The organism is Anaerostipes sp. 494a (assembly GCF_001940315.1).
Taxonomy (GTDB): domain Bacteria; phylum Bacillota; class Clostridia; order Lachnospirales; family Lachnospiraceae; genus Anaerostipes; species Anaerostipes faecalis.
In genome coordinates this window covers 1,761,724-1,773,902 of record NZ_MJIF01000001.1, presented here as the reverse complement: position 1 = coordinate 1,773,902, position 12,179 = coordinate 1,761,724, and the positions used below count along the sequence as shown (strand labels likewise).

The window sequence follows — 12,179 nt, the reverse complement described above, 5'->3', positions numbered from 1 at the left end:
TCTTCCTCCTCAGCACTTTCCTCCATCTATGACTTGAAATATCCTATCATGTTTATCTTTTAATTCATTTCGTGAATAACCCTTTTGTCCATATACAGGTATACTGTAATAAATTCTTTCAACAAAATCACTAATTATCTGCTTTTTCTCTCTGGACTCTTCATCCAGCAGACTGATAACCTGAAGTACAATATCAGGATAGGCTGATCCATTCTGAACCATTAATACAATGGATTTCATAATTAACATTGCCTTATACCGGTCATCTTCTATTTCATCCAAAACAAAAGAAAAGAATTCTGGAATTCCATCCCAGCTGATGATTCCATTTCCCATTGCCAGATTAATATATTCATCTTTTGTATATTCCCTAAACTTAAGTTCAGGCCGCTGATTCCACTGATCAAATATCTCATTTCGATTGGTCACTTCACGGCTGGCAAAAAAAAGCCTCATATCTGTTTGATTCCTCAGCATCAGACCACTATTCCAGAAGATAATACGAATCATAAAAAATTCTTCCATCTGGTCATAGGTGATATCAAGATTCATGATTTTTTTAAATATCTGATAACAATAATAAATATCAAGTATTCCATAAGAAAACAACATTCCAAATATAACTTTTTCCCATTGTGTATACTTTTCAATATCAGACTTCATACGATGCCCTTTCATTGAAAAGAAAAAGATATCTTTCGCCTCCATGTTAACAAACAATGTTTCTTCATCCATGGATATAAATCCAAGATATCGAAGCTGCTGTAATTCTCTGAGATACGACTCCTTCATTATATTGGATTCTTCCATATCCCACAAATGAAACAGACATTCCACTGCCTCTTTCTGGAGCATGATTCCAAGCAGTTCCGGCTCATCCTGAAGCTTATTTGCAATCTTTTTTGCCATTTCATCTGCCTGACTTTCCTCATTAAATTCCAGAAACAGACGCTCACATATGACCATAAGATTTCTCAGCTGATTTGTTGCTAATTCTTCAATATATGTTTTTTCAGATGCCTGTATCTGTGTCATAGCTGCCTCCTTTATTTTATACAGGAATATACTTCCTTATATGATTATATCATAAGAATTGACAGCTTTAAAATAATTCCTTTATTTCTTTCATATGTTCTTTCGCCAAACGATACCCCATGTCATAAGTCTGTTTTAATACATCGATATCACTTTCCATACTATCTAATGGATATTCAGGCCTTAACACAACTGCCTTTCCTTGTTTTTCCAGACGTTCACAGAATTTTACTGTATAATTGTAGCGTTTATAACGAGTCAACAACTGTTGCGGCAGCTTCGGATATTTTTTATGAAATAAAAATGCCGTTACTTTATTACTTTTACTGAGTTTCTTTCGATATCCCTTTGGCTGTGTTAAAATGATCAGATTTTTTTCATTTCCATCCATAATGGATTTGCGAATCGGAATCGGATCCGCAATTCCTCCATCGAAATAAGGCATACCGTTCATTTTAATTGACGGAAAAATAAGCGGCAGTGCACAGCTTGCTCGAAGCATAGTACATTTTTTATCTATTTTTTTCCCATCTTTATATTCAATCTGTCCTGTAACTGCATTGGTTACTCCTACTAAAATTTTTCCCTTATATGCATAAAATGTATCCCAGTCAAAAGGATATAATTTATTAGGCATAATGTTATAAACAAAATCTAATCCTATCAGACTCTTTTCTTTTAACAGATTTCTTTTCCCCATATATCTTGGATCGTTCCTATGATTGAGCAATACATGAAGGTTCCTTTCCTTTTGTTTTGATATATAGGAAAAGCCATTGGAAATTCCAGCTGAAACACCAATAATGTAAGGGAACATTATGTCTTCATCCAGCAATGCGTCCATTACACCTGCACTGAAGATGGGACGAAATGTTCCTCCTTCTAATATTAAACCAGGCATATATTCTATCTCCTTTTGTTCCCTTTTCTCCAAACCTCCAAATCCTTCGGATTTCTCGGTCACGGGCTTCGCCTTCTCTGGCTCTCCTCGCCCTGCCTTCCCTCCAAATCCTTCGGATTTCTCGGTCACGGGCTTCGCCTTCTCTGGCTCTCCTCGCCCTGCCTTCCCTCCAAATCCTTCGGATTTCTCGGTCACGGGCTTCGCCTTCTCTGGCTCTCCTCGCCCTGCCTTCCCTCCAAATCCTTCGGATTTCTCGGTCACGGGCTTCGCCTTCTCTGGCTCTCCTCGCCCTGTCTTCCCTCCAAATCCTTCGGATTTCCCGGTCACGGGCTTCGCCTTCTCTGGCTCTCCTCGCCCTGCCTTCCCTCCAAATCCTTCGGATTTCTCGGTCACGGGCTTCGCCTTCTCTGGCTCTCCTCGCCCTGTCTTCCCTCCAAATCCTTCGGATTTCTCGGTCACGGGCTTCGCCTTCTCTGGTTCTCCTCGCCCTGTCTTCCCTCCAAATCCTTCGGATTTCTCGGTCACGGGCTTCGCCTTCTCTGGCTCTCCTCGCCCTGCCTTCCCTCCAAATCCTTCGGATTTCTCGGTCACGGGCTTCGCCCTATAGTCTGATGTAGATTTAACATGAATACCTCTTTTGTAAACAAAAGGTATTCATGTTAAATCTACATCTTCCTGCATGGCTCGGCTCTTACGTGTACATTATAGCATGTTTTGGTGCTTGTATGATATAATAGATTACATTAATTTATTGTGAAGAAAGTGAGAATTATTGATGAAAAATGTGAAATTGATTGCCTTGGATCTTGATGGTACTACTTTTAACAGCCGCAAGGAAATTTCCTCTCGTACAAAACAGGTTATTGCTGATGCCATTTCTCATGGTGTTTGTGTTCTTCCTGCTACCGGTCGTCCTCGGTCTTTTTTGCCTGTTGAGTTACTGGATATTCCTGGTATTCGTTATGCTGCCGTTTCTAATGGTTCTTCTGTTGTTGACCTGACACAGGATAAACCTCTTTATGAAGATTTAATGTCTGCTTTTAAAATTCCTGATGTTTTAAAGAAACTTCATGATCTTCCGGTGATTATTGAATTGTTTTTTAACGGAAGCTGTTATGCTGATAAAGGTCATTCTGAAAAGATGCAGAGCATTTTAGATGCTTTTCCTGATATTGCCCGTTTCCAGACTCCTAGAATCTTTAAAGAGAATCTCCTTGATCAGCTGATTTCGAATCCTTTTCCTTTAGAGAAAATCCATTTGCTTTTTGCTGACTTATCACTGCGCCAGGAGATTCTTGATTTTTATAAAGAAGAAGATTTTTGGGATGTTACATCTGCCTTTCGTGGAAATCTTGAGCTTACTTCTAAAACTGCAAAAAAGGGAAATGCTATTTTGAAACTTGCCCAGATACTGGATATCAAACCTGAAGAGACTATGGCTATTGGTGACAGTTTTAATGACCTTGATATGTTAAACGCTGTTGGCTTTTCTGTTGCTATGGGAAATGCTGAACCGGAAGTTAAAGAAATCGCTGATTTTATCACCAAATCCAACGATGAAGATGGCGTTGCATATGCCATCGAAAAGTTCGCTTTTTAGTTGATATCGTTCTTTTACAATGATACAATATTCTAGTAACTGAAATGGGAGCTTAAAAGACTTTTGTCTTAGCTGAGAGGAAGCATTGCTTCGACCATAAACCTGATGCGGATAATGCCGCCGTAGGGATTTGGATGCTATGATAATGGACAAATACTGAAAACATGATAATCGGTGTTTTTGTTTGTCTTTTTATTTAATGGATTTTTCAATTAAATAATATACAAAGAGTCTCCCAAAATATTTTTATCATTTTGGAGGTTAATATTATGACTTACACAACACAGATGAATGCAGCCAGACAGGGAATTATTACTGAACAGATGAAAGCAGTTGCTGCATATGAAGGACTTGATGTACAGGAGATTATGAAAGAAGTTGCTGCTGGAACAATTGTTATTCCGGCCAATAAAAATCACACCTGTTTAAAACCTTTTGGTATTGGGAATTCTTTAAAAACCAAGATTAATGTTAATCTTGGAACTTCCAGAGACTGTCTGAATCTCGATGTTGAAATGGAAAAGGTCAACAAGGCTGTTGCCATGGGAGCAGAAGCAATTATGGATCTTTCTTCTTTTGGAGATACTCATACTTTTCGTAAGAAACTGGTCAATGAATGCCCTGCCATTCTTGGTACCGTTCCAATTTATGATGCCATTGTTTACTATAACAAAGCTTTAAAAGATATTACATCCAGAGAATGGATTGATGTTTTTAAAATGCATGCAGAAGATGGTGTTGATTTTATGACTATCCATTGCGGTATCAATCGAAACACAGCGGATCGTTTTAAAGCTATGAAAAGAAAGATGAATATTGTTTCCCGTGGTGGTTCTTTAATTTTTGCATGGATGGAGGCAACTGGAAATGAAAATCCATTTTTTGAATATTATGATGAAATCCTGGATATATGTAATGAATATGATGTAACTTTAAGTCTTGGTGATGCATGCCGACCTGGATGCCTTCAGGATGCCAGTGATATTTCTCAGATTGAAGAACTGGTTACTTTAGGTGAATTAACTGCTCGCGCATGGAAAAAAGATGTTCAGGTTATGATTGAAGGACCTGGACATATGCCAATGGACCAGATTCAGGCAAATATGAAGATTCAGCAGACTATTTGTCATGGTGCTCCATTCTATGTTCTGGGACCTATTGTTACAGATATTGCCCCTGGATATGATCATATTACATCTGCCATCGGAGGTGCTATTGCCGCAGCATCCGGTGCAAGCTTTTTGTGTTATGTAACTCCTGCAGAACATCTTCGCCTTCCTAACGTTGATGACGTAAAAGAAGGTATTATGGCTTCTAAAATTGCTGCCCACGCAGCTGATATTGCAAAAGGTATCAAAGGAGCTATGGACTGGGATAACCAGATGGCTGCTGCGAGACAGAAACTTGACTGGGAAAGACAGTTTGAACTGGCTCTTGACCCTGAAAAAGCGAGAAGATATCGTGCAGAATCTACTCCTGAAAGAGAAGATACCTGCACCATGTGCGGAAAAATGTGTTCCGTACGCAACATGAACGCTGTTTTAGCCGGCGAAGATGTTGATGTTATATAAAAATATGTATGAAGGAAGGTAATATTTATGTCAAATGAAAGAAGCGGTTTCTCCAGCCGAATCGGCTTCGTCCTGGCAACTGCCGGATCAGCAGTAGGACTTGGTAACATATGGAGATTTCCGTATCTGGCAGCAAAGTATGGCGGTGGAAGTTTCTTATTAGTATATTTAATCCTTACTGTGACTTTTGGTTTTACATTGATGATCACAGAAGTTGCTTTAGGAAGAAAATCAGGAACCAGCGCTATTAATGCTTTTGGATATTTTAATAAAAAATATAGTTTTATCGGATATTTAACCAGTTTTATCCCATTTATCATTTTCCCTTATTATTGCGTTATTGGTGGATGGGTAACAAAATTCCTTTTGGTTTCCATAAAAGGTCAGACACATGCCGCAGCATCTGATACTTTCTTTACCGGATTTATCAGCCAGACAACAGAACCTATGATTTGTCTCCTAGTCTTTCTGGCGATTACAACCATTGTCGTACTGCTTGGAGTAAAAGGTGGAATCGAACGTGTCAGCACCTTTATGATGCCAATCCTTGTTCTTCTTTTAATTGGCATTTCCCTGTTCTGTATTACCAGACCGGGAGCAATGAAAGGTGTGGCTTATTATCTCAAACCGAGTATCAAACATCTTGGGCCAACAACATTTTTGGCAGCACTGGGACAGCTGTTTTATTCCATGTCACTTGCCATGGGTATCATGATTACTTTCGGTTCTTATATGCCTAAGAAATCTGACCTTGAAAAGTCTGTCAGTCAGGTAGAAATTTTTGATACCGGTATTGCATTTTTAGCAGGATTAATGATTGTTCCTTCTGTTTTTGTATTTTCCAATGGAGATCCTTCCATGCTGGCAAAAGGACCTTCTCTAATGTTTGTTATGCTTCCTAAAGTATTTGACAGTATGGCATTTGGAAATATTCTCGCAGCCGTATTCTTCATTCTGGTGTTCTTTGCAGCCTTAACATCTGCAATTTCACTGCTTGAGACTCTGGTTGCTGTAATTATGGATAAATTCCATATAAAACGTGTCACTGCCTGTATTTTAATGTTTATCATTGCCTGTTTAATGGCTATTCCTTCTTCCTTTGGATTTGGAATCTGGAGCCACATTACGATTATGGGATTCAGTTTTCTGGATTTCTTCGATTTCTTGAGCAACAGTGTTCTGATGCCGATTGCTGCATTCCTGACCTGTATCTTCGTTGCATATATCATCAAACCTGATGTTATTATCAATGAAGTAGAAAGTTCCGGAGAATTCAAAAGAAAACCTTTATTCCTGGTAATGATCAAATATCTTGCACCAATCTGTATTATTGCAATCCTTGTATTCTCTATTATGGAAGGACTTGGACTCATTACAGTATAAGAAAATATGGGATTTTCCCCATAATTCTATTCAAGACTCGCTCGCGAGTCTTGGCGCGGAATTCAGGTCTGCATAGCAGACATACTTCCAATCCGAATTTCTGCGCATCCTCGCGGAGCGTATATCAGATGGGGGATTGAAACCCGCCACTGATACATAATTGTTGCTCACCGCCTACAGAGGCGGGAGTCATCCCTCATCTGATATAGCCATGTTTCCCAAAACTCTCTCCGTATTTATCTACGGTTGAGCTTGTTCCGGGGCCCATGGCTATTTTTTAATCTATTTAATCTTTTCTCTTATAAATTTCTCAAATTCCTCTTTAGTTCCTTTTACAAATCCTCCTTTAGCTACAATAATGGACTGGTTTTTGTCGATCATCAATGCATATAAATTTGGAAGATTATGTACTTTTATAATTTGTTTATAATCAAATTCCATTTGAACATTTCCTTCATTCAATTCAATCCTATCACCAAATTTTATAATCATTTCAGGAAGTGTTCCGCCATGTAAATTATCTGACTGCTTTGTCATTGCTCTCAATACAAGAAAATAATAACAATAAATCATCAGTCCACCAAGAAAACAACAAATAAACAATACACTTTCTGATACCGTATATCCTGCAAAAAGGCTTAATCCAAAACCGCACATTGAAACAATCATCAGTATCATTCCCATGATTCGTGTCGTCTTACAAAATACATGCTTTGTATATTCTCTGATCACTGTATAATCTGCATAATATCTATTTTCAAATTTCATTGTTTTTTCCACAAGATTTCCTTTCTATAGACAGAAAGAATCCCGTCATAAAACGAGATTCTTTCTGCTTTTCATGTTTAACTTATTCTATTGGCACTAAATTCTTTAAAGAAATGTCAAGAATCGGTGCTGAGTGTGTCAATGCTCCACTGGAAACATAATCAACTCCTATTTCACGAATGGCTGCCAGACGTTCCTTGGTAACATTTCCGGAACACTCTGTTTCCGCACGTCCATCAATGATTTTAACAGCCTCTTTCATTGTTTCATCATCCATGTTATCCAGCATGATAATATCTGCACCAGCTTCCACTGCTTCTTTTACCATCTCAAGATTTTCTGTTTCCACTTCAATCTTACGAACAAATGGCGCATATTCTTTTGCCATGGCAACAGCCTTTTTAATACTTCCTGCTGCCCCAATATGATTATCTTTCAGCATAACACCGTCAGAAAGATTATATCTGTGGTTATATCCTCCTCCGACAGTTACCGCATATTTTTCAAAAGGTCTCATATTCGGAGTTGTTTTTCTGGTATCAAGAAGTTTTGTGGAACATCCTTCCAGCTCTTTTGCCAAAGAGTGGGTAAATGTTGCAATACCACTCATTCTCTGAAGATAATTCAAAGCAACCCTTTCTCCAGATAATAAAGCTCTGATATCCCCTTTGACAACTCCCATCAGATCTCCATATTTAACCTCATCGCCATCTTTCAGCTGTGTTTCAAAAACCACATCTGAATCCAGGAGTTTAAACACCCGTTCAAATACTTCCAGTCCACAGATGATTCCATCTTCTTTACAGATTAAATCTACTTTTCCCTGTCTGGCTTCTGGCATAACTGCATTGGTACTTACATCTTCTCCTGTAATATCTTCTTTTAAGGCATTCATTAAATATTCATCAATATTAATTGCCATCGTTACACCATTGATCATAAAAGCTCCTGTCCTTTCTCTTAATTTCATCTAATACCAGACGCTGATTTTCTTTCATCAGCTGTTCTTCCTGGCTGTACTTTTCATAATCCACATAAATATCCATATCCATATGTGCAGGATTCTTCTGTATATCTTTAGCAGCAGCTTTGGCAAATACTAACGCTTCCAATAAAGAATTACTTGCAAGACGGTTTTTTCCATGTACCCCGTTACAACTTGTCTCTCCAACAGCATATAAATGTTCCATAGTAGTCTTACTGTTTAGATCAACCTTTATTCCACCCATAAAATAGTGCTGTGCAGGAGTTACAGGTATCCAGTCTTTTGTCATATCATAACCTTCCTCCAGACACTGCCTGTATATATTCGGAAAACGCTGTTTTATTCTGTCTCCATCCAGATGAGTAACTGAAAGATACACATGATCCGTTCCATCTTTTTTCATCTGTTTCCGAATCTCACCTGTCACTACATCTCTCGGTTTCAATTCATCTGTAAATCTTTCTCCATCTTTATTCAGTAAATACGCACCCTCACCACGAACAGATTCAGAAATTAAAAATCTTCTTCCCGGTTTTTTTGAATAAAACGTAGTTGGATGAATCTGTATATAATTTATATTTTTTAACTCAATATTATGTCGAAGACAAATTGCCAGACTGTCTGCTGTTAAATGACGGAAGTTTGTAGAATTTTTAAATAAACCACCCAGTCCACCTGTTGCAAGAACCGTGTTAGGTGCAAACAAAGACGATACATTACCCTGTTCATCTTTATATATGACACCTTTACATTCTCCATCCTTTTCTATCACATCCAGCATAGTACAATGGGTCATAATCGTAATATTGGAACGTTTCTTAACTTCTTCGTAGAGATGACTGGTAATCTCTCTGCCTGTCATGTCCTCATGATGCAGAATACGGAAAGTAGAATGACCTCCTTCTCTGGTAAACTCAATCTCTCCGTCTTTCTTGTCAAACTGTACGCCAAAAGCAATCAGGTCATCTATAATTCCTGGAGACTCTTCGATCATTTTCTCCACTGCATCTTTATCATTTTCATAATGTCCGGCTTTCATTGTATCTTCAAAATAAGAATCAAAATCATCCTTATTCTTTAAGGCAGATATTCCACCCTGTGCCAGAAAAGAATCACTGTCTTCAACTTCTTTTTTTGTTATCATAATAACTTTGTAATCCTGAGGTAAAAATAGTGCGTGAAACAATCCCGCCGCACCAGTTCCAACAACGATCACATCTGCTGATTTCATATCTCTTTAGTTCCTTTCTTAGAACCTCTGTCTCTTATTTTAATTATCCGGCAATTCGTAACATCTCATCCAAAGCTTTCTTTGCATTAAGACGCAGTTCTTCCGGAAGTTCTACCTGATTCTTCATTTCTTTTAATGTGTCTCTCACATTCTCCAGACTGATTCGTTTCATATTAGGGCAGAATTGACGATGTCCTACTGAATAGAATGTTTTTTCTGGATTCTTCTGTTTCAGTTCATATAACACACCCATCTCTGTACAGATAATAAATGTATCCTTATCAGATGCTGTTGCATAATCGATAATTCCAGAAGTACTTCCAATATAGTCTCCCAATGCAACAACATCAGGTGTACACTCCGGATGTACCAGAATCTCTGCTTCCGGATGTGCTTCTTTTGCTTTTTTAACATTATCTGCTGTGATGCTCTTATGTACATGACAGAATCCGTCATTGTAAATAAAGTTTTTCTCTGGAAGCTGTGATCCAATATATCTTCCCAGGTTCTCATCTGGAATAAAGAAGATATTCTTCTGAGGAAGTGCTTTCACAACTTTCAGGGCATTGGATGATGTCACGCAAACATCAGAATAAGATTTGATTTCTGCAGTTGAGTTAATGTAACATACAACAGCAAGATCATCATATTCTTCTCTCACCTTCTGAATCTTCTCAACATCCACCATATGTGCCATAGGACAATCTGCCAGCTGATCCGGCATAATAACAGTTCTTTCCGGATTCAGAATCTTAGCACTCTCACCCATGAATTTAACACCTGCAAAACAGATAACATCCTTTGACTCTTTCAGTGCAACTTTTGCCAGATAATAGGAATCTCCCACATAATCAGCAATTGCCTGCACCTCGTCATCTACATAATAATGTGCCAGTAAAACAGCATTTTTTTCTTTTTTTAATTGTTCGATTTCTTTCTTTAATTCTTGCATCCTTTTCTCCTTACTATTAATGTTTAATATACCACTTCAACCATTTTGAATCAAGTATTTATGGGGTTTTTTCTCCTCATACTAGACTCATGTTTTTTAATAATGTATACTATTTTTATATAATAGAAATTAACAGGAGGTTGAAAATAGAATGAAAAAACCAGCTTTAGTTATCCTTGCTGCCGGTATGGGCAGTCGTTATGGAGGCTTAAAACAAATGGATCCTATGGATCCACAAGGCCATGCTATCATTGACTATTCCATTTATGATGCCAGACGTGCCGGATTTGGAAAAGTTGTCTTTATAATCAAAAAAGCTATTGAACAGGATTTCAAGGAGACCATCGGAAAACGTGTCCCTGATGACATGGAAGTATGCTATGCTTTCCAGGAGGTGGATGCACTCCCTGAAGGTTATTCACTTCCTGAAGGCCGTGTCAAACCCTGGGGTACTGCTCACGCTGTTCTTTGTGCCAAACCTTATATTAATGAACCTTTTGCTGTCATCAATGCTGATGACTATTATGGAGTCCATGGTTTTCAGGTAATGGCAGACTTTCTTATGAAAGAATCTAACGAGGAAAAATCTCCTTTTGCCATGGTCGGTTACCACCTTGGCAATACAGTAACAGAAAACGGCTATGTATCCCGTGGAATCTGTGAAGTTGATGATAACCATCAGCTGATTTCCATCACAGAACGTACCCACATCGAGAAACGAGAAGATCATGCAGAATTTACTGAAGATGATGGCACAACATGGAATTCCCTTCCTTTTGATAAACTGGTGTCCATGAACTTTTTCGGATTCCAGCCAATGATCATGGATGAGCTGGAAAAGGGCTTCCCTCTGTTTCTTGATAAAGCATTAAAGGAAAATCCTTTAAAAGGTGAATATTTTATTCCTAGTGTTGCCAGCGATCTATTAACTCAGGGAAAAGCAACCATGGAGGTTCTTGTTTCAAAAGACCAGTGGTATGGAGTCACTTATCCTGAAGATAAGCAAAATGTAATGGATGCTTTACAGAATTTTAAAAATCAGGGAATCTATCCTGAAGAATTTTAATTAAATATAGTTAAAATAGAAAGGCTGTCTTCCTAAGAAAGAACTGAATTAAATCTTTCATTATTCTTAGGGCGACAGCCTTTTATAAATTCTTATTTTTTAATCTTGTATACTTTTACTCCGGTTTTCTTTCCGAATCTCTTTGTCTGACTGTGGGATTTGAAGTAAATATCAATATGCTTACCTTTTACTCCTCCTCCAACATCTTCAGCCACATATGTCTTTCCATTAATTCTTACTTTTGTTCCAAGTTTGATTTTTTTTCTGTCTACTGCAATAGTTCTTCCCTGTTTTGCCTTTTTACCAGATGCAGTACGGTTTCCCCATTTCCCACTGCATTTTTTACAACCACAATAAGCTGTTAATTTATATTTTCCTAAGTACTGTACTTCTTTTGCTTTTGCATTGGTTGAAGCAGATCCTGTAAATAAGAATCCTGATGCCACGACTAACATCATTACTACTAATAACACTTTCTTCTTCATTACTTTTAACATAATAACCTCTTTCTAATTGTTTCCCTTTTTTTAAATTTTGAAACATTTTTGTAACATCTTTGTGATGTATGTTACGATTTTATCTTGAAATATTCTTTTTGTCAACCTTTGTATTAAAAAAAGAACAGTTTATTTCCATATTTTTCCAATTATTTTTTACAGAAATGTTAACTAGCATTTTATGATTGTA

11 protein-coding genes and 1 riboswitch are annotated in these 12,179 nt (G+C 37.7%); of the genes, 4 read left to right on the top strand and 7 right to left on the bottom strand.

Annotated features, from left to right (window positions below):
* Positions 1-9: 9 nt before the first annotated feature.
* Together BHF70_RS08855 and BHF70_RS12890 are read right to left on the bottom strand one after the other, a co-directional pair.
* A complete protein-coding gene (locus BHF70_RS08855; protein WP_075759879.1) occupies positions 10-1,035 on the bottom strand; it encodes a hypothetical protein in 1,026 nt (341 codons plus the stop codon).
* Positions 1,036-1,102: 67 nt separating this feature from the next.
* Entirely contained in the window at positions 1,103-2,527 is a 1,425-nt protein-coding gene (locus BHF70_RS12890) for a patatin-like phospholipase family protein (protein ID WP_330390911.1), read from the bottom strand.
* 184 nt (positions 2,528-2,711) lie between these two features.
* Here BHF70_RS12890 and BHF70_RS08845 point away from each other — a divergent pair, with 184 nt between their 5' ends.
* The 3 genes from BHF70_RS08845 to BHF70_RS08835 all read left to right on the top strand — a co-directional run bounded on the left by BHF70_RS08845 (position 2,712) and on the right by BHF70_RS08835 (position 6,490).
* Positions 2,712-3,536: a Cof-type HAD-IIB family hydrolase gene (locus BHF70_RS08845; protein WP_075759878.1), complete on the top strand. Its 825-nt coding sequence runs from the start codon at positions 2,712-2,714 to the stop codon at positions 3,534-3,536.
* A 34-nt stretch (positions 3,537-3,570) separates the two neighbouring features.
* A riboswitch (TPP riboswitch) is annotated at positions 3,571-3,682 on the top strand.
* A 123-nt stretch (positions 3,683-3,805) separates the two neighbouring features.
* Positions 3,806-5,107: a phosphomethylpyrimidine synthase ThiC gene (gene thiC / locus BHF70_RS08840; protein ID WP_075759877.1), complete on the top strand. Its 1,302-nt coding sequence runs from the start codon at positions 3,806-3,808 to the stop codon at positions 5,105-5,107.
* A gap of 27 nt (positions 5,108-5,134) precedes the next feature.
* A complete protein-coding gene (locus BHF70_RS08835; protein ID WP_075759876.1) occupies positions 5,135-6,490 on the top strand; it encodes a sodium-dependent transporter in 1,356 nt (451 codons plus the stop codon).
* Between the two features lie 282 nt (positions 6,491-6,772).
* Here BHF70_RS08835 and BHF70_RS08830 read toward each other — a convergent pair whose 3' ends face one another.
* From BHF70_RS08830 to nadA, 4 genes are all read right to left on the bottom strand, one after another.
* Positions 6,773-7,258: a YcxB family protein gene (locus tag BHF70_RS08830; RefSeq protein WP_075760572.1), complete on the bottom strand. Its 486-nt coding sequence runs from the start codon at positions 7,256-7,258 to the stop codon at positions 6,773-6,775.
* Between the two features lie 82 nt (positions 7,259-7,340).
* Positions 7,341-8,198, bottom strand: coding sequence for a carboxylating nicotinate-nucleotide diphosphorylase (nadC, locus tag BHF70_RS08825; RefSeq protein WP_330390910.1), 858 nt, complete (start codon positions 8,196-8,198; stop codon positions 7,341-7,343).
* Complete coding sequence (locus BHF70_RS08820; protein ID WP_075759875.1) at positions 8,170-9,474, bottom strand: L-aspartate oxidase; 1,305 nt, start codon at positions 9,472-9,474, stop codon at positions 8,170-8,172. Before BHF70_RS08820 ends, nadC begins: the two co-directional genes overlap by 29 nt.
* Before the next feature lie 43 nt (positions 9,475-9,517).
* Positions 9,518-10,426: a quinolinate synthase NadA gene (nadA, locus tag BHF70_RS08815; RefSeq protein ID WP_075759874.1), complete on the bottom strand. Its 909-nt coding sequence runs from the start codon at positions 10,424-10,426 to the stop codon at positions 9,518-9,520.
* Positions 10,427-10,577: 151 nt separating this feature from the next.
* Between nadA and BHF70_RS08810 the strand changes: the two genes are divergently transcribed.
* Positions 10,578-11,492, top strand: a complete 915-nt coding sequence (locus BHF70_RS08810; protein ID WP_075759873.1) for a nucleotidyltransferase family protein — start codon at positions 10,578-10,580, stop codon at positions 11,490-11,492.
* Positions 11,493-11,584: 92 nt separating this feature from the next.
* Here the strand turns inward: BHF70_RS08810 and BHF70_RS08805 are convergent, their stop codons facing one another.
* A complete protein-coding gene (locus tag BHF70_RS08805; protein ID WP_075759872.1) occupies positions 11,585-11,989 on the bottom strand; it encodes a 3D domain-containing protein in 405 nt (134 codons plus the stop codon).
* Positions 11,990-12,179: the final 190 nt, after the last annotated feature.